15 protein-coding genes are annotated in these 17,151 nt (G+C 64.4%); 7 read left to right on the forward strand and 8 right to left on the reverse strand.

The features are described 5' to 3' along the window. Positions 1 to 101 precede the first annotated feature (101 nt). The gene (locus tag O9281_RS11460; RefSeq protein WP_298185874.1) at positions 102 to 560 is read left to right on the forward strand and encodes a c-type cytochrome; all 459 of its coding nucleotides are present in this window, start codon (positions 102 to 104) and stop codon (positions 558 to 560) included. Positions 561 to 586: 26 nt separating this feature from the next. Here O9281_RS11460 and O9281_RS11465 read toward each other — a convergent pair whose 3' ends face one another. Continuing rightward, positions 587 to 922 (reverse strand): GIY-YIG nuclease family protein, encoded by a 336-nt coding sequence (locus O9281_RS11465; protein ID WP_298185877.1) that lies wholly within the window; start codon positions 920 to 922, stop codon positions 587 to 589. Between the two features lie 103 nt (positions 923 to 1,025). Here O9281_RS11465 and O9281_RS11470 point away from each other — a divergent pair, with 103 nt between their 5' ends. Both O9281_RS11470 and O9281_RS11475 read left to right on the forward strand, forming a co-directional pair. Then, positions 1,026 to 1,637 (forward strand): DUF2239 family protein, encoded by a 612-nt coding sequence (locus O9281_RS11470; RefSeq protein WP_298185880.1) that lies wholly within the window; start codon positions 1,026 to 1,028, stop codon positions 1,635 to 1,637. Continuing rightward, complete coding sequence (locus tag O9281_RS11475) at positions 1,634 to 2,104, forward strand: ester cyclase (RefSeq protein WP_298185883.1); 471 nt, start codon at positions 1,634 to 1,636, stop codon at positions 2,102 to 2,104. The genes O9281_RS11470 and O9281_RS11475 overlap by 4 nt, the downstream gene beginning before the upstream one ends. 65 nt (positions 2,105 to 2,169) lie before the next feature. Here O9281_RS11475 and rplL read toward each other — a convergent pair whose 3' ends face one another. Further along, positions 2,170 to 2,541 (reverse strand): 50S ribosomal protein L7/L12, encoded by a 372-nt coding sequence (gene rplL, locus O9281_RS11480; protein ID WP_298185886.1) that lies wholly within the window; start codon positions 2,539 to 2,541, stop codon positions 2,170 to 2,172. Between the two features lie 78 nt (positions 2,542 to 2,619). Then, complete coding sequence (gene rplJ, locus O9281_RS11485; protein WP_298185888.1) at positions 2,620 to 3,132, reverse strand: 50S ribosomal protein L10; 513 nt, start codon at positions 3,130 to 3,132, stop codon at positions 2,620 to 2,622. A 389-nt stretch (positions 3,133 to 3,521) separates the two neighbouring features. Between rplJ and O9281_RS11490 the strand changes: the two genes are divergently transcribed. Together O9281_RS11490 and O9281_RS11495 are read left to right on the forward strand one after the other, a co-directional pair. Next, positions 3,522 to 4,343: a hypothetical protein gene (locus O9281_RS11490; RefSeq protein WP_298185890.1), complete on the forward strand. Its 822-nt coding sequence runs from the start codon at positions 3,522 to 3,524 to the stop codon at positions 4,341 to 4,343. 92 nt (positions 4,344 to 4,435) lie between these two features. Beyond that, on the forward strand, positions 4,436 to 5,083 hold the full coding sequence (locus O9281_RS11495; RefSeq protein WP_298185892.1) for a methyltransferase: 648 nt from the start codon (positions 4,436 to 4,438) through the stop codon (positions 5,081 to 5,083). A gap of 97 nt (positions 5,084 to 5,180) precedes the next feature. On the opposite strand, the gene O9281_RS11500 is transcribed toward O9281_RS11495, so the two are convergent. Genes O9281_RS11500 through O9281_RS11510 form a run of 3 tightly spaced genes read right to left on the reverse strand, consistent with a single transcriptional unit; the run spans position 5,181 to position 6,137 of the window. Beyond that, complete coding sequence (locus tag O9281_RS11500; protein ID WP_298185895.1) at positions 5,181 to 5,420, reverse strand: helix-turn-helix transcriptional regulator; 240 nt, start codon at positions 5,418 to 5,420, stop codon at positions 5,181 to 5,183. Further along, positions 5,420 to 5,968: a DUF2975 domain-containing protein gene (locus tag O9281_RS11505; protein WP_298185897.1), complete on the reverse strand. Its 549-nt coding sequence runs from the start codon at positions 5,966 to 5,968 to the stop codon at positions 5,420 to 5,422. Before O9281_RS11505 ends, O9281_RS11500 begins: the two co-directional genes overlap by 1 nt. 37 nt (positions 5,969 to 6,005) lie before the next feature. Continuing rightward, a complete protein-coding gene (locus O9281_RS11510; RefSeq protein WP_298185900.1) occupies positions 6,006 to 6,137 on the reverse strand; it encodes a hypothetical protein in 132 nt (43 codons plus the stop codon). Positions 6,138 to 6,527: 390 nt separating this feature from the next. Here O9281_RS11510 and rpoB point away from each other — a divergent pair, with 390 nt between their 5' ends. After that, entirely contained in the window at positions 6,528 to 10,694 is a 4,167-nt protein-coding gene (gene rpoB, locus O9281_RS11515) for a DNA-directed RNA polymerase subunit beta (protein ID WP_298185901.1), read from the forward strand. Between the two features lie 74 nt (positions 10,695 to 10,768). Beyond that, positions 10,769 to 15,058 (forward strand): DNA-directed RNA polymerase subunit beta', encoded by a 4,290-nt coding sequence (rpoC, locus tag O9281_RS11520; protein ID WP_298185903.1) that lies wholly within the window; start codon positions 10,769 to 10,771, stop codon positions 15,056 to 15,058. 86 nt (positions 15,059 to 15,144) lie between these two features. Here the strand turns inward: rpoC and O9281_RS11525 are convergent, their stop codons facing one another. Next, entirely contained in the window at positions 15,145 to 15,831 is a 687-nt protein-coding gene (locus O9281_RS11525; RefSeq protein ID WP_298185906.1) for a hypothetical protein, read from the reverse strand. Between the two features lie 108 nt (positions 15,832 to 15,939). Continuing rightward, positions 15,940 to 17,106, reverse strand: a complete 1,167-nt coding sequence (locus tag O9281_RS11530) for a serine hydrolase (protein WP_298185908.1) — start codon at positions 17,104 to 17,106, stop codon at positions 15,940 to 15,942. Between the last annotated feature and the right edge of the window lie 45 nt (positions 17,107 to 17,151).

The raw sequence follows: 17,151 nt of genomic DNA on the forward strand, positions 1-17,151 counted from the left end.
TGCGACCTCTGCACTACACCTGCGACCCGCTCGGAGATAAGGTGCGGCCGCAAGATGCGACTAGCGCTGCCCGGCCCGATGGCCAGGCCAAGGAGGGAACGATGATGTTCAAGCATAGCAGGCAGGCCCTAACCGCAGCCCTGGCGCTGGCTCTTGCCGCTTGCGGGGGCGCCCCGCCCGAGCAGGCCTCGACGGGAGATTCAGCCGCAACCTCGGCTCCGGCAGGAGATGCGGCCAGCCCGACGGCGACTGTGGCTGCGGCTGCCGGAGCAAAGCCGGCCGCCTATGCCCAGTGCGCTGCTTGCCATGCGGTCGAGCCCGGCAAGCACGGGATCGGGCCGAGCCTGCACGGGGTCTATGGCACCAAGGCTGGCGAAATCCCGGGCTTTGCCTTTTCCGAAAAGCTGAAGGCTTCGGGCCTGACCTGGGACGATGCGACGCTCGACAAGTGGCTGGAAGCGCCAATGAAAATGGTCCCGGGCACCAAGATGTCCTATGCCGGGCTGAAGGATCCGGCCAAGCGGGCCGAGCTGATCGCCTACATGAAGACGCTGAAGTAAGCCGGGCTGGCGGTTGGCTGGCGGGGTTACAGGCGGTCGGCAACAAGCCTTGCCGCCCATTCCGCCAGTAACTCCTTCAACAGGCATTCGCGGGTGAAGCCGCCAATCTCGTCGTCGATCCGCTCGAGGATTTCGAACAAGAGGCCGGCTTCGCCATGCGCGGCCCAGGCTGCCTGCAAGGCTGCGGCAGGGTGGCTGCCATTGCGGAGCGTGAACCAGTGCCGGTTCCTGATCGTGGCCAGATCGGGCGCGATCCCGACCCAGGCACGGCCCGCGGCGGGGCAGCGGATTGCATAGATGCCGCTTTCGACCTTGCGCTCCTTGTAGGCAGCCACCGCGGCCTTTCGCTTGTCATGTTTCATGGTCGCTGGCGCTCCTGCCGCCCGATGATTCGTCGTGCCGGGCCTAATAATATTATCCGGGTATATTGACAGGAAATAATTCACCCGGGTAAATATATCGACCATGAGCACGCCGACTTCAGCCCCGCCAACGACGCCCTGCACCGCCTTTGCCGGACATCGCCGCATCGCCAGCGGTCTGCTGGGCGAGGTGGCACTGACCATCAAGGCCTGCGCCAGCGAGGATCCGGTGCTGGTGTTCGATGATGCGACCGGACGGGTGATCGATCTGGATCTGCGTGGCACCGACGCCGAAGTGCTGGCCCGGCTGGCCCCTGTTGGGCGCGATGCGGACAAAGACCTGGCCGGGCGGCCGCATGGGCGGCCACGCGGCCGGCCCCGGCTGGGGGTGACCGCGCGCGAGGTGACACTGCTGCCGCGCCATTGGGAATGGCTGGCGGCGCAGCCGGGCGGCGCTTCGCAAGCGCTTCGCCGGCTGGTCGACGAGGCGCGTCGGAACGATGGCGGGCAGTCCCGCTCGAAGGCTGCGCAGGAGCGGGTTTATCGTTTCCTCGCGGCGCTCGCGGGAGATTTGCCGGGTTACGAAGAGGCGATCAGGGCTCTGTTTGCCGGTGATATTGGCGGGTTTGCCGACCGGATCGCGGCCTGGCCGCCAGACCTTGCAGCATATGCCCTGCACCTTGCGCAGGATGCACCAACACAGGAGCAGGAATGATGCCGTTGATTTCGCGAAAAGGCCAGCTGACGGACTTTATCAGCCGGGTCTGGGACAACGGCGATCTTGATGCTGTTGATGACCATCTGGCCGACACCTACACCATCCACCACGATCCGGGTGATCCGTGGGACGGGCAAGCCCTGGACCGGGTGGGTTTCAAGGATCGCGTGGAAAAATCGCGGGCCGCATTTCCCGACCAGCGCTTCGATATCCAGGCCTTGATCGCCGAAGGCGACAGCGTGGTGATGACCAGGCTGTGGAGCGCCACGCATTGTGGCGATCTGCCCGGGTTTCCCGCGACCGGGCGGACTGTCCGCATGTCGGGCGCGACGGTCTATGGCTTTGACCGGGACCTGCGCCTGACCGGGCACTGGCAGATCACGGACCGGCTGGGCATCTATCAGCAGCTGCAGCAGAATCTGGTGGCGCAATCCAGTGCTGCCCGGGGCGGGACCGGCGCCTGAACGAAAAAGGGCGGCTCCGTGGGGAGCCGCCCTTGATCTTGATCCGGCAAGACCGGAGTCGAAGCTTACTTGACTTCGACGGTGCCGCCAGCAGCGGTGATCTTGGCCTTGATGTCTTCGGCTTCGGCCTTCGACACGCCTTCCTTGATCGCCTTCGGAGCGGCTTCCACCAGCGCCTTGGCTTCGGTCAGGCCGAGCGAGGTGATCGCGCGGACTTCCTTGATGACGGCGATCTTGTTGCCGCCGTCGCCGGTCAGGATGACGTCGAATTCGGTCTTTTCTTCAACCGCTTCAGCAGCGGCGGCCGGGGCAGCAGCCACGGCAACGGCGGCAGCAGCCGAGACGCCCCAGGCTTCTTCCAGAGCCTTGGCGAGGTCAGCGGCTTCCAGGACGGTCAGCTTCGAAAGTTCTTCAACGAGCTTGGCGATATCGGCCATGATGTTTCACTCCACAATTTGATGGCTACCGGACCCTTCGGCTTGAAGTGTCTGGTCCGGCAAAACGTTTGATCAGTCTTATGCGGCTTCCTTGGCGTAGGCACCAAAGACGCGGGCCAGCTTGCCTGCCGGGGCCGTGACAACCTGGGCGATCTTGGTCGCCGGTGCCTGGACCAGGCCGATCAGCTTGGCGCGCAGTTCGTCGAGCGACGGCATCGCGGCAAGTGCGCGGATACCGGCTTCGTCGAGGACCTGCGAACCCATCGCGCCGCCAACGATTTCCAACTTGTCGTTGGTCTTGGCGAATTCGACGATGATCTTTGCCGCGGCAACCGGATCGACCGAAGTCCCCAGCGCCACCGGACCGGTGAGCAGGTCACCAATCCCGGCATAGTTCGTGTCTGCGATGGCAAGCTTGGCAAGACTGTTCTTGGAAACCTTGAACGATGCACCGCTTTCCCGCATCTTCACGCGCAGGGCCGTGGTCTGGGCCACGGTCATGCCACGGTTGCGGGTGACTACCACCACGCCAACCTCGTTGAAGGTTGCGTTCAGCGCTGCGACCGCGTCGGCTTTCTGCGAACGATCCATGCTTACTCCTTCACGTGTTACCGCACGGAAATACCGTGCGGCGTCACAATTGACCGCCCGGAAGACCCGGACGATCGGCTACGTTGTCCATGCCGGCGAGCCGGCACGGGCGAGTCCGTGATGGGGAAGGAGGTGTGCCGGTTCGTGAAACGGCACGGCCGCGCAGCCTTGCGGCTGCCGGAATATCTCTGTCCCCGTCTAGGCTGCGGATTAAGCCGGAAACCGGCAGCAGCTGTCTCGGACGGATGACGCACAGCCCGAAGGCGGCGGTCGGGGCGGGCCATTAGCGGGATTGACGCGCGAGTCAAGCAATTCGGCCGAATTGGACCGGCGGCAGGCAATGTGTTAGGCTTCGAGCCGGGTCGCATCGACAGCGGGGAGACTGTCCGATGCCTTATCGTCACGCGCCATATTTCGTGGGTTTCGTCTTGCTGACCGTGCTGCTGGGCTTCTGGGCCAGCTATTGGGCCCCGATCGGCAAGGTGCCCATCGCGTTCCACGTTCATGCGATCACCTCGTCGATCTGGCTGATCCTGCTGATCGTCCAGCAAGTGGCCATCCAGCGTCGCCGGAATGACCTGCATCGTCAGCTGGGACTGGCCAGCTTCGTGCTGTTCCCGCTGCTGATCGCGGGCTTCATGATGATCGTCGACGTCTCGGCCCAGGGCTATATCGCCGCCAAGAGCCCCTTCGCGCTGCACAATAACCCGTCGTTCGGGATCGGCACTTTCATCGCGATCGCGGCTTACTTGACGCTGTTTTATCTGGCGCTGAAGCACCGCCGCAATGTTCGCCTGCACGCCGGCTTCATGCTGGCGAGCCCGATCATCCTGTTTGAATCGCCGTTTTCGCGGGTGCTGCCGGAATACCTGCCCTGGCTGAACGTGATCGGCAGCACCGGGCCGCAGGAAGTGCAGGATACGATCCTGATCTCGGATCTGATCGCCACCGCCTTTGCCCTGGCGCTCTATGCCATGCATCGCAAGCATGGGCTGCCCTGGCTGCTGGCGGCCGCCTTCACGGCGGTGCAGGGCGTGGTCATGTGGTATGCCCCATTTATCCCGCAGCTTGGCCCCTGGTTTGGCACCTATGCGCAGATCCCGCTGCCACTGACGATCAGCGCCGGGATCGCGGCGGGGGCACTGGTGACCTGGCTCGGCTGGCGCACGGGCGCCGCGCCGCCGCAGCCCCGCGTCACGGCTGCGACCTAGGGCTGGCCCGGCGCTAAGCCATTCTTAACCATACCCTGCGATCAGACTAGGTGAATGTCCTTATCGGGACGCTGCCCAGGATTGATCAGCCGATGCATGCCTCGCTCGACCAGACTACCGCCAGCAAGGGTCCGCCCGCCTGGCTGACCCCGCGCCGGCTTGATCGGGCCGAACAGGTCACCATCGTCCTGCTCTGGGCGCTGCTGGCACACCGGGTCTATGAAGCGAGCAATCCCTTCGCGCCGCTGGTGATGCTGGCGGAAACCAGCGTGGTGATCTTCGTCCTGCTGCGCCGCCCGACCGAAAAGATTTCGATGCGGCTGGGCGACTGGCTGCTGGCGGCCACGGCTACCTATGCGCCGCTGCTGATCGTGCCCGCGCCCACTACGTGGGATGCGCTGATCCCGCTGGCGGTGGGCCTGGTGCTGTTTGGCAACGTGGTGCAGATCGCGGCCAAGCTGTTCCTGCGCCGTTCGTTCGGGATCGCGCCGGCCAACCGCGGGATCAAGCAGGACGGGATGTACCGGTTTGTCCGCCACCCGATGTATGCCGGTTACCTGTTTGTCCATATCGGCATCTTCCTGCTGATGCCGAGCCTGGTGAACCTGGTGATCTATGCGCTGGGGTGGTGGGCGCAGATCCTGCGGCTGCTCGCCGAGGAGCGCCTGCTGAGCCAGGATCCGGCCTATCGCGACTACATGCAAAAAACGCGCTGGCGACTGGTGCCCGGCATTTTCTGAGTTATAGAGACCCACAGCGGGGGCAAAGGGAAGGGCGGTACATCGGGGGATGGTGCCGCCCTTCTTGCTGGTCCGGTTCGGGCCAATTCAACCTGGATCAGTCCGGCTGGTAGCCGATCAGGTCACCCGGCTGGCAATCGAGCACCGCGCAGATCGATTCCAGCGTTGAAAAGCGGATCGCCTTGGCCTTGCCGGTCTTCAGGATCGAGAGGTTGGCAAGGGTGATGTCGACCCGCTCGGCCAGTTCGGTCAGCGTCATGCGGCGCTGGTGCAGCAGTTCGTCAAGCTTGATCACGATACGGTCTCCGGCGGTCGGCTCATTTGCAGCAGGTGCCATCACACGGTCCCTTCCAGATCGGCCCGCATCGCGGCGCCGTGGCGGAACACCCGGGCCAGGATGAACAGGATCAGCACCAGCAGCACACCCGTCATGTCGAGATCGAACTCGAGGTCGATCGGCTTGCCGGCCTTGATGGCATAGGGCTCCAGCACCTTGACCACGCCCTTGAGCGCCAGCGCGACGCCTTGCCCGCCGATCGCCAGCCAGCCCATACGGCTCAGGCGTGTGCCGTTCTCCGGCGCGAAGGGATCGCCGGTGCCGACCGTGTCCATGATCCCGAACAGTTCGAGCAGGAAGCGCACGCCCAGGAACAGCAGGCCGAAGCCCAGGGCGAGTGCCACAGCCACCAGCCAGACGAGGTTCTTCGGCGCGCCGACCTTGGCGAACTGGGCGATCAGCTCAGCCCGCTCAACGGTAACAAGCGCGCCCATGCCGATACCGATCATCACCATGGCGAAGATCATGATGCCGATGCCGAAGCCGACGATCAGCTTGGCGGCCAGCAGCAGCGGGTCGCCGGATTTGAATTTGTCGAAGAGGGTCATGGCGGGGGTTCCCCTGTCAGCGGGTTGTGTCAGCGGCTCAGGCCAGCGGCGCGATGACGACCACCTGGGTCGCTTCCTGCGCCGAGGCGGGCAGGGTCAGCGGCCAGATCGCGGCAATCGTGAAGACGGCGGCGAGAGCCATGGCGAGGGGGTTAGACTTGCGGGTCATTGATTGTTCTCCGATATGCTCGATATCGACAATCAATAAACCGAGTCGGACTTATTGTCAAACGATAATATCGTAAAACGATAAGTGGCTTGAGCGAACCGCGAAACGGCGCAATTCCGCGGCCTCCGCCCGCTGTGCGGTTTGACACCTTGGCGGCCTTGGCCTAAGGGGCGCGCTCGCTCGGCGCTTCGAGCAAGGCGGGTCCATGCGCGGGGATCCTCCACGGGAAGGAAGCACCGGGTTTCCAAGTCGACGCAAACGCTGCGGGCCGTTCCCGAAATGGGGGCGTTTGCCGTGCGGCCTTTTTGCGTTGCCGAGGAAAGCCACCGCCCGCGCGTGGCACAGTTTTCCGCCGGTTTTCCGGCACATTTGAAGAGGCAAGACCCTCCCATGGCGAAAAAGGCCCTGACCCCCGCTGCGTCGAACGGCGCTTCGGCCAAGAAGCGGATCCGCAAGATCTTCGGCGACATCCACGAAGTGGTGCAGATGCCGAACCTGATCGAGGTTCAGCGCGAATCGTACGAGCAGTTCCTGCGCTCCGATCCGGCGACCGGCTATGTCTCGGGCCTCGAAAAGACCCTGCGCTCGGTTTTCCCGATCCGCGACTTTGCCGGGACCAGCGAACTGGACTTCGTCCATTACGAACTGGAAGATCCCAAGTACGACACCACCGAGTGCCGTCAGCGCGGGATCACCTATGCCGCGCCGATGAAGGTCACGCTGCGCCTGATCGTGTTCGAGGTCGATGCCGAAACCGAAACCCGTTCGGTCCTCGATATCAAGGAGCAGGACGTCTACATGGGCGACATGCCGCTCATGACCGAGAACGGCACCTTCATAATCAACGGCACCGAGCGCGTGATCGTGTCGCAGATGCACCGTTCGCCGGGCGTGCTGTTCGATCATGACCGCGGCAAGACCCACTCCAGCGGCAAGTTCCTGTTCGCCGCCCGCGTGATCCCCTATCGCGGCTCGTGGCTGGACTTCGAGTTCGACGCCAAGGACATCGTCAACGTCCGTATCGACCGCAAGCGCAAGCTGCCGGTTACCGCGCTGCTCCACGCGCTGGGCCTGGGCGACGAGGAAATCCTCAGCTACTTCTACCAGACCGTCACCTGGCGGCGCGGTGAGGGCGGCTGGCGCCTGCCCTATGTGGCCGAAGCCTGGCGCGGCGCGAAGCCGGCCTTCGACATCGTCGATGCCAAGAGCGGCGAAGTGATCTTCCCCGCCGGCACCAAGATCAGCCCGCGCGCCGCCAACAAGGCCGAAAAGGATGGCCTGGCCGAACTGCTGATCCCGACCGAGGAAGTGTTCGGCCGCTATTCGGCCCGCGACCTGATCGACGAAAGCACCGGTCGCATCTGGATCGAGGCGGGCGATGAAGTCTCGCCGGAAAACCTCGAGGCGATCGACAAGGCCGGGATCGACCAGCTTGAGTTGCTCGACATCGACCACATCAACACCGGCCCGTGGATCCGCAACACGCTGAAGGCTGACAAGGCCCCGGATCGCGACCACGCACTGGCCGATATCTATCGCGTCATGCGCCCTGGCGAACCGCCGACGCGCGAAACGGCCGAAGCGCTGTTCGAAGGCCTGTTCTTCGATGGCGATCGCTATGACCTTTCGGCCGTGGGCCGCGTCAAGCTCAACATGCGCCTGGCGCTGGAGTGCGAAGACACCGTCACCACCCTGCGCACCGACGATATCCTCGCCGTGGTCAAGGAACTGGTGAACCTGAAGGACGGCAAGGGCGAGGTCGACGACATCGACAACCTCGGCAACCGCCGCGTCCGTTCGGTCGGCGAACTGCTGGAAAACCAGTATCGCGTCGGCCTGCTGCGCATGGAACGCGCGGTGAAGGAGCGGATGAGCTCGGTCGACGTGTCGACCGTGATGCCGAACGACCTGATCAACGCCAAGCCCGCCGTGGCCGCGGTGCGCGAGTTCTTCGGTTCCTCGCAGCTCTCGCAGTTCATGGACCAGACCAACCCGCTCTCGGAAGTCACCCACAAGCGCCGCGTTTCGGCGCTTGGCCCGGGTGGTCTGACCCGCGAGCGTGCCGGCTTTGAAGTGCGCGACGTTCACCCGACGCACTATGGCCGTATCTGCCCGATCGAAACGCCGGAAGGCCCGAACATCGGTCTGATCAACTCGCTGTCGACCTTCGCCCGCGTCAACAAGTACGGCTTCATCGAAACCCCGTACCGCAAGATCGTCGACGGCAAGGTCACCGGCGAGGTGGTTTACCTCTCGGCGATGGAAGAGGCCAAGCACACCGTGGCCCAGGCCTCGGCCGAGCTGAACGCTGACGGCACCTTCGTGGAAGAGCTGGTTTCGGCGCGTGAAGCGGGCGAATTCGTGATGGCTCCGCGCGAGCACATCACGCTGATGGACGTCAGCCCCAAGCAGCTCGTCTCGGTGGCCGCCTCGCTCATTCCGTTCCTGGAAAACGACGACGCCAACCGCGCGCTGATGGGCTCGAACATGCAGCGCCAGGCCGTGCCGCTGGTGCGCGCCGAAGCGCCGTTCGTCGGCACCGGGATGGAAGAAACCGTGGCCCGCGACTCGGGCGCGGCGATTGCCGCCCTGCGCGGCGGGATCGTCGACCAGGTTGACGCCACCCGTATCGTGATCCGCGCCTCGGGCGATATCGAACCCGGCCAGTCGGGCGTCGACATCTACCGCCTGCAGAAGTTCGAACGTTCGAACCAGTCGACCTGCATCAACCAGCGTCCGCTGGTGAAGGTGGGCGATGTGGTCAACGCCGGCGACATCCTGGCCGATGGTCCCTCGACCGAGCTGGGTGAACTGGCGCTGGGCCGCAACGTGCTCGTCGCGTTCATGCCCTGGAACGGGTACAACTACGAAGACTCGATCCTGATCAGCGAACGCATCGTGAAGGACGACGTCTTCACCTCGATCCACATCGAGGAGTTCGAGGTCATGGCCCGCGACACCAAGCTCGGGCCGGAAGACATCACCCGCGACATCCCGAACGTCGGCGAGGAAGCCCTGCGCAACCTCGACGAGGCGGGCATCGTCTACATCGGCGCCGAAGTGCACCCGGGCGATATCCTGGTCGGCAAGATCACCCCGAAGGGTGAATCGCCGATGACGCCGGAAGAAAAGCTGCTGCGCGCGATCTTCGGCGAAAAGGCCAGCGACGTGCGCGACACCTCGCTCCGCCTGCCGCCGGGCGTTTCGGGCACCATCGTCGACGTGCGCGTCTTCAACCGCCACGGGATCGAGATCGACGACCGTACCCGCGCGATCCAGAACGAGGAAATCGAACGCCTCGCCAAGGACCGCGAGGACGAGCGCGCGATCCTCAACCGTGCGACCTTCAACCGCCTCAAGGACATGCTGATCGGCCAGGTCGCCGCAGCTGCACCCAAGGGCTTCAAGAAGGGCGAAACGATCACCGAGGACAACCTGGCCGAGGTCGAGCGTTACGAATGGTGGAAGTTCGCCGTCGCCGACGACAAGGTCCAGGGCCAGCTCGAAGCGGTCAAGGTCCAGTACGACGCGACCGTCAAGGCGATCCAGGAGAAGTTCGAGGACCGCAAGGAAAAGCTCGAGCGCGGTGATGAACTCGCCCCGGGCGTGCTCAAGATGGTCAAGGTCTTCGTCGCGGTGAAGCGCAAGCTGCAGCCCGGTGACAAGATGGCCGGCCGTCACGGCAACAAGGGCATCATCAGCCGCATCCTGCCGTCGGAAGACATGCCCTTCCTCGAAGACGGGACCCCGGTGGACTTCGTGCTGAATCCGCTGGGCGTGCCGAGCCGCATGAACGTCGGCCAGATCTTCGAAACCCACCTGGGCTGGGCCGCGCGCGGCCTGGGCAAGAAGATCGGTGCTGCGCTCGATGCCTGGCGCGAAGCCAATCCGAACCCCGTGGCCGGCCAGGCGCCGGAAGCGGTCAAGGAAGTGCTGCTCGACATCTATGGCGACAACTACTCCGCCGAGATCGAGGCTCGCTCGGCTGACCAGATCGTTGAACTGGCCGAGCACGTCCGCGGCGGTGTGCCGATGGGCTCGCCGGTGTTCGACGGCGCGGTGGAAGCCGATGTCACGGCCATGCTGCGCAAGGCCGGGCTCGACGAGAGCGGCCAGGTGACGCTGTACGATGGCCGTACCGGCGAAGCCTTCGACCGTAAGGTGACCGTGGGCTACAAATACGTGCTCAAGCTGCACCACCTGGTCGACGACAAGATCCACGCCCGTTCGATCGGCCCCTACAGCCTCGTCACCCAGCAGCCGCTGGGCGGCAAGGCCCAGTTCGGTGGCCAGCGCTTCGGGGAAATGGAGGTCTGGGCACTGCAGGCTTACGGCGCGGCCTACACGCTGCAGGAAATGCTGACGGTGAAGTCGGACGACGTGGTCGGCCGCACCAAGGTCTACGAAGCGATCGTCAAGGGCGACGACACCTTCGAGGCCGGCATTCCCGAAAGCTTCAACGTGCTCGTCAAGGAAATGCGCTCGCTGGGTCTCAACGTGGAACTGTCCTCGCTCACTGACGACAGCGACGACGATTTCGCGGAGGCCGCGGAGTAACGGGACCGGGCGGGGCGCCAAGCCTCGCCCACCCTGCCCCGCCCAAGAGATTCACCCTTCAAAGGGACTGAAAAATGAACGACCTGACCAAGTTCACCAACCAGATGGCGAAGCCCGAAACCTTCGACCAGATCCAGATCGGCCTCGCTTCGCCGGAGCGCATCCGCTCGTGGTCCTTCGGCGAAATCAAGAAGCCGGAAACGATTAACTACCGCACCTTCAAGCCGGAGCGCGACGGCCTGTTCTGCGCCCGCATCTTCGGCCCGGTGAAGGACTACGAGTGCCTGTGCGGCAAGTACAAGCGCATGAAGTACAAGGGCGTCGTCTGCGAAAAGTGCGGCGTCGAAGTGACCGTGACCAAGGTCCGCCGCGAGCGCATGGGCCACATCGAACTGGCCGCGCCGGTTGCGCACATCTGGTTCCTGAAGTCGCTGCCCTCGCGCATCGGCCTGCTGCTCGACATGCAGCTCAAGCAGCTTGAGCGCATCCTCTACTTCGAAAGCTACGTGGTGATCGAGCCGGGCCTGACCCCGCTTGAAAAGTACCAGCTGCTGAGCGAGGACGAGCTCTACGATTACCAGGACGAGTACGGCGAAGATGCCTTCTCGGCCGGGATCGGGGCCGAAGCCGTCAAGCACATGCTGATGAGCCTCGACCTCGAGCAGGAGCGCGCCGACCTGCTGCAGGAGCTTGAGACCACCAAGTCGGAACTCAAGCCCAAGAAGATCATCAAGCGCCTCAAGGTCGTGGAATCTTTCATCGATTCGGGCAATCGCCCGGAATGGATGATCCTCGATGTCGTGCCGGTCATTCCGCCAGAACTGCGCCCGCTGGTGCCGCTCGACGGTGGCCGCTTCGCCACCTCGGACCTCAACGACCTCTACCGTCGGGTCATCAACCGCAACAACCGTCTCAAGCGCCTGATCGAGCTGCGCGCGCCGGACATCATCGTCCGCAACGAAAAGCGCATGCTGCAGGAAGCGGTTGACGCGCTGTTCGACAACGGCCGCCGCGGCCGCGTGATCACCGGCGCCAACAAGCGTCCGCTCAAGTCGCTGTCCGACATGCTCAAGGGCAAGCAGGGCCGCTTCCGCCAGAACCTGCTCGGCAAGCGCGTCGACTATTCGGGCCGTTCGGTGATCGTGACCGGTCCCGAACTGAAGCTGCACCAGTGCGGCCTGCCCAAGAAGATGGCGCTCGAGCTGTTCAAGCCGTTCATCTATGCCCGCCTCGATGCCAAGGGTCTGTCGATGACCCTGAAGCAGGCCAAGAAGTGGGTCGAGAAGGAGCGCAAGGAAGTCTGGGACATCCTTGACGAGGTGATCCGCGAACACCCGGTGCTGCTCAACCGCGCGCCGACGCTGCACCGTCTGGGCATCCAGGCCTTCGAACCCGTGCTGATCGAGGGCAAGGCGATCCAGCTGCACCCGCTGGTCTGCTCGGCCTTCAACGCCGACTTCGACGGTGACCAGATGGCGGTCCACGTGCCGCTTTCGCTGGAAGCCCAGCTCGAAGCGCGCGTGCTGATGATGTCGACCAACAACATCCTCAGCCCCGCCAACGGCAAGCCGATCATCGTGCCTTCGCAGGACATGGTGCTGGGTCTGTACTACCTGTCGATGGACCGCGAAGGCGAGCCGGGCGAGGGCATGATCCTGTCCGACATGGCCGAAGTGCACCAGGCGCTGAATGCCGGGGCGGTGACGCTCCACTCGAAGATCACGGCCCGGGTGCCGCAGACCGACGAGCAGGGCAACCAGTACATGAAGCGGTTCGAGACCACTCCAGGCCGCATGCTGATTGGCGAATGCCTGCCCAAGAGCCACACCGTGCCCTTCGACGTGGTCAACCGCCTGCTGACCAAGAAGGAAATCGGCGACGTTATCGACCAGGTCTATCGTCACACCGGCCAGAAGGACACCGTCCTGTTTGCCGACGCGATCATGGCCCTCGGTTTCCGTCACGCCTTCAAGGCCGGCATCAGCTTCGGCAAGGATGACATGATCATCCCCGACAGCAAGGTGGCCCTGGTGGAAGAAACCAAGGCGCTGGTGGCTGACTATGAGCAGCAGTACCAGGACGGCCTGATCACCCAGCAGGAAAAGTACAACAAGGTGATCGACGCCTGGAGCCGCTGCGGCGACCAGGTGGCCAACGCCATGATGGACGAGATCAAGGCCAGCCCGATCGATCCGGAAACGGGTCGTCAGAAGCCGGTCAACTCGATCTACATGATGAGCCACTCCGGTGCGCGTGGTTCGCCAACCCAGATGAAGCAGCTGGCCGGGATGCGCGGGCTGATGGCCAAGCCTTCGGGCGAGATCATCGAAACGCCGATCATCTCGAACTTCAAGGAAGGTCTGACCGTTCTTGAATACTTCAACTCGACCCACGGCGCCCGCAAGGGTCTGGCCGACACCGCGCTCAAGACGGCGAACTCGGGTTACCTGACCCGCCGTCTGGTCGACGTGTCGCAGGACTGCGTCGTCGTGATCGAGGACTGCGGCACCGAACGGGCGCTGGAAATGCGCGCGATCGTGCAGGGCGGTTCGACCATTGCCTCGCTGGGCGAGCGCATCCTGGGCCGTACCCTGGCCGAAGACGTGGCCGACAAGGACGGCACCGTGATCGTGGCCAAGGGCACCCTGCTCGACGAAGCGGCGACCGCCAAGGTCGAGGCGACGGGTATCCAGGCCGTCAAGATCCGCTCGCCGCTGATCTGCGAAGCCGAACAGGGCGTCTGCGCGACCTGCTATGGCCGCGACCTGGCCCGCGGGACTCCGGTGAACATCGGCGAAGCGGTTGGCGTTATCGCCGCCCAGTCGATCGGTGAACCCGGCACCCAGCTGACAATGCGTACCTTCCACATCGGTGGTGCGGCGCAGGTCAACGAGCAGTCGCACCTCGAGGCGATCTGCGACGGTACCGTGGTCTATCGCGACATCCCGACCATCACTGACAAGCGCGGCCGGCGCCTGTCGCTCGCCCGCAACGGCGAAGTGGTGGTCATGGACAGCGAAGGCCGTGAGCGTGCCATGCACAAGGTGCCTTACGGTACCCACCTGCTGCACGAGGACGGTGCGATCATCAACGAAGGCGATCGCCTGGCCGAGTGGGATCCCTTCACCACGCCGATCATCACCGAAAAGTCGGGTGTGGTGAAGTATCAGGACCTCGTCGACGGCAAGACCCTGACCGAACAGACCGACGAAGCGACCGGCATGTCGAGCCGCGTCGTGACCGAGAACCGTTCGGCCAGCCGCTCGAAGAAGGAAGACCTGCGTCCGCGCCTGACCCTGCTAGACGATGCCAGCGGTGAAGCCGCGCGCTACATGATGGCGCCGGGCACCACCCTGTCGGTCGAGGATGGTCAGACGGTCGAAGCCGGTGACGTGCTGGCCCGCGCCAGCCGCGAAGCCGCCAAGACCCGCGACATCACCGGTGGTCTGCCGCGCGTGGCCGAACTGTTCGAAGCCCGCAAGCCGAAGGACAATGCGATCATCGCCAAGGTTTCGGGTCGGATCGAATTCGTCCGCGACTACAAGGCCAAGCGCAAGATCGCGATCATCCCCGAGGAAGGCGATCCGGTGGAATACCTGATCCCGAAGTCGAAGGTGATCGACGTCCAGGAAGGCGACTGGGTCAAGAAGGGCGACAACCTGATCAGCGGTTCGCCCGATCCGCACGATATCCTGGAAGTGCTGGGGGTTGAGGCGCTGGCCGAATACCTCGTGGCGGAAATCCAGGAAGTCTATCGCTTGCAGGGCGTGAAGATCAACGACAAGCACATCGAGGTGATCGTTCGCCAGATGCTGCAGAAGGTCGAGATCACCGACGGTGGCGACACCACCCTGCTGGCCGGCGAACAGGTCGACCGCGAGGAAATGGACGAAACCAACAGCAAGCTGGCCCCGGGCCAGAAGCCTGCCGAAGGCAAGCCGGTGCTGCTGGGGATCACCAAGGCCTCGCTGCAGACCCGCTCGTTCATCTCGGCGGCCTCGTTCCAGGAAACCACCCGCGTGCTGACGCAGGCGGCGGTCGAAGGGAAGAAGGACTCGCTGATCGGCCTGAAGGAAAACGTCATCGTTGGCCGTCTCATCCCCGCCGGGACCGGCGCGGGCATGAACCGCCTGCGGGTGGCCGCTTCCAGCCGCGATGCCGCGCTGCGCGCGTCCTATCGCAAGCTGCAGGAAAGCCTGATCGCTCCGGCGACGGCGGCGGAAGAGCACGCTGCGGAACTGGCCCAGGGGCCGGAAGCCGCGATCGGCGACGATCCGCTGGCCATGGTCGAGGGTGAAACCCACGGCCTCGACGCCGATGCCGGTGAATACCTGAACCCCGAAGCGGCGGACGGCGAGGAGTAAATCCCGCCCCCGTCGAAGGGCTAAAGAAAGACCCCGCCGGAGCGATCCGGCGGGGTTCTTCTTTTTGACCTTGCGACAGTGCTGGATCAGCCGTCAGGGCTGATGCGGCGGACGATCTCGCCCTTGTCATTGAGGAACAGGATCGCCGATCCGCCATCGGGTTCGACCGACATGATCAGGCGGGGGCGCCCGGCCTGGTCCTGCAGCATGACCACGGCATTGCGATCACGCGAGCGACCCACGAACAGCCGCGGCGCTCCGCCTATTCCCGCTGCCTTCATCGCCTCTTCCCGCGCGGCCGGATCGGTAAGCGCCTGGGCCCTGGCAATCGCCGCATGATCGAAGGGCGTGGCTGGTCGGTCTGAGAAGATCAGCGCCGACCCATCGTGGGTGCCATTGTCGGTCTGCAGCAATTGCACGGTCTGGTCGTTGCCATAGCGGTCGAAGGTCAGGCTGGCCCCGGCGTTCACTTCGCCAGCCGCGTTCTTCTTGCCCGCCCAGATCAGGCCGCCGTTCTCGGTCCCCTCGTCATTGAGGAACAGCATCCCCGCCGCGTGCTTGCGGTCGGGCCGGGGGATTTCCTTGCCCCGGTCGAACGAGCCGGGAAAGGCATCGCGGCTGGCCAGCACGAAGCGCAACGTTCCATCGCTTTCCCGCACGTTGATCCGTTCGACATCAATTGTCTTGAAGCGGGTGGGCTGACCCGCCCCCGTCAGCAGCACCGTTGCGGCGACCAGCGCGCCGCCCACCAGCATTCCCTTGGCAAATCCCATCTTTATTCCCCTTTCGTGTTACTGTCATAAGGCAGCAATACGAAAGGGGGAGGGGTCTGGCCGTACCGGTGCACCGGCGCTGCAAGCTTGGCCCGACCGGCCCGGAAATCAGCTCTGCCGGGCGGCGTGGTACCGGGCCACGGCGCGCGAGACCGATTGCATCATTTCCATCCGGGCGCGGATCGGCTGACGGGTTGCGCCGATCATCACGGCAACGCCGTAATAGGCGCCATCCGGCGCTTCGATCACGGCAACATCGTTGTAGCCGGTGGCAAGCGAGCCCAGTTCCTGGCCGGTGCCGGTCTTGTGATAGACCTTCCAGCCAGGCGGAATGCCTGCCTTCAGGCGCATCGGCCCGCTGCGCGACTTGCCCATGATGTCCAGCAGCAGCCGGGTCGATTCTGGCGAGAGTAGTTCGCCCTTGGCCAGCCGCGCCAGGCCCTTGGCCAGCCCTGCCGGAGTGGCGCCGTCCAGCGGATCGTCAACATAGCGTGCCAGCGCCGCTTCGCGCAATTCGCGCGGCAGGCGAGCACGGGCCTGCTCGAAATTGCGCCCGACCGCCAGTTCCGGCGACCAGGTCATCCCCGCGACCTGGCTTTGCAACAGCCGTTCACCCGGGCCGAAGCGGATGCCGCCAATCTCGCGCTCTCGCAGCCAGCCGCGGACATGGTCCGGGCCACCGATGGTCCACAGCAGCCGGTCGTTGGCCGTATTGTCGGACAGCGACATGGCGTTCTGCATCAGCATCTGTACCGGCCGCTCGATCGCGCCCTTCTCCAGCACTTCCCATTGCAGCGGCTGGTTGAACAGGGTCAGGTGCTCGGGCCGGATAACCAGCGACTGGTCGAGTCGCATCCGCCCCTGGTCAACCGCATCGAGCACGGCCATCGAGACCCACAGCTTGGAGACGCTTTGCTGGGGGAACCATTCGTTGAGGCGTGCGCCGACCAGCCAGTCGCAACCGGCCTGGGTCACCCCGATCCCCACCTTGCCATCGAAGCTGGCAGCGATCCGGGCCAATTCCTGCTCCAGCGCAGCGGGCGCGCCCCGGCAATCGGCCTTGAACGGCGGTGGGCGGCGATCGACCAGCTTGGTCAGGTCGAGCACCAGCTGCGGTCCGCCACCCGTGCCGACATTGCCGAAGGCATAGCCAGCCAGCCCCAGCAGCGACAGTCCGGCCAGGCCGCCGATCAGCCAGCGCCGCCCACGCCCCGAGCCCTGCCGCCGCGCGAGGCTGGCGTTGAAGCTTACGGGATGGTCGCGATCGATCAGCATGAGCCCTTCGGCAAGGCTTCTAACCAGCAGAGTACGGCTCTGCCA

Source organism: Novosphingobium sp. (genome assembly GCF_027531025.1).
In the GTDB taxonomy this organism is placed as follows: domain Bacteria; phylum Pseudomonadota; class Alphaproteobacteria; order Sphingomonadales; family Sphingomonadaceae; genus Novosphingobium.

What these genes read in the sequence shown, in the direction of transcription:
- O9281_RS11530 (WP_298185908.1), bottom strand. Translation starts at nt 17,106, where the DNA reads ATGCTGATCGATCGCGACCATCCCGTAAGCTTCAACGCCAGCCTCGCG.
- O9281_RS11460 (WP_298185874.1), top strand. Translation starts at nt 102, where the DNA reads ATGATGTTCAAGCATAGCAGGCAGGCCCTAACCGCAGCCCTGGCGCTG.
- rpoC (WP_298185903.1), top strand. Translation starts at nt 10,769, where the DNA reads ATGAACGACCTGACCAAGTTCACCAACCAGATGGCGAAGCCCGAAACC.
- O9281_RS11490 (WP_298185890.1), top strand. Translation starts at nt 3,522, where the DNA reads ATGCCTTATCGTCACGCGCCATATTTCGTGGGTTTCGTCTTGCTGACC.
- rplJ (WP_298185888.1), bottom strand. Translation starts at nt 3,132, where the DNA reads ATGGATCGTTCGCAGAAAGCCGACGCGGTCGCAGCGCTGAACGCAACC.
- O9281_RS11495 (WP_298185892.1), top strand. Translation starts at nt 4,436, where the DNA reads ATGCATGCCTCGCTCGACCAGACTACCGCCAGCAAGGGTCCGCCCGCC.
- O9281_RS11510 (WP_298185900.1), bottom strand. Translation starts at nt 6,137, where the DNA reads ATGACCCGCAAGTCTAACCCCCTCGCCATGGCTCTCGCCGCCGTCTTC.
- rplL (WP_298185886.1), bottom strand. Translation starts at nt 2,541, where the DNA reads ATGGCCGATATCGCCAAGCTCGTTGAAGAACTTTCGAAGCTGACCGTC.
- O9281_RS11475 (WP_298185883.1), top strand. Translation starts at nt 1,634, where the DNA reads ATGATGCCGTTGATTTCGCGAAAAGGCCAGCTGACGGACTTTATCAGC.
- rpoB (WP_298185901.1), top strand. Translation starts at nt 6,528, where the DNA reads ATGGCGAAAAAGGCCCTGACCCCCGCTGCGTCGAACGGCGCTTCGGCC.
- O9281_RS11465 (WP_298185877.1), bottom strand. Translation starts at nt 922, where the DNA reads ATGAAACATGACAAGCGAAAGGCCGCGGTGGCTGCCTACAAGGAGCGC.
- O9281_RS11470 (WP_298185880.1), top strand. Translation starts at nt 1,026, where the DNA reads ATGAGCACGCCGACTTCAGCCCCGCCAACGACGCCCTGCACCGCCTTT.
- O9281_RS11525 (WP_298185906.1), bottom strand. Translation starts at nt 15,831, where the DNA reads ATGGGATTTGCCAAGGGAATGCTGGTGGGCGGCGCGCTGGTCGCCGCA.
- O9281_RS11505 (WP_298185897.1), bottom strand. Translation starts at nt 5,968, where the DNA reads ATGACCCTCTTCGACAAATTCAAATCCGGCGACCCGCTGCTGCTGGCC.
- O9281_RS11500 (WP_298185895.1), bottom strand. Translation starts at nt 5,420, where the DNA reads ATGGCACCTGCTGCAAATGAGCCGACCGCCGGAGACCGTATCGTGATC.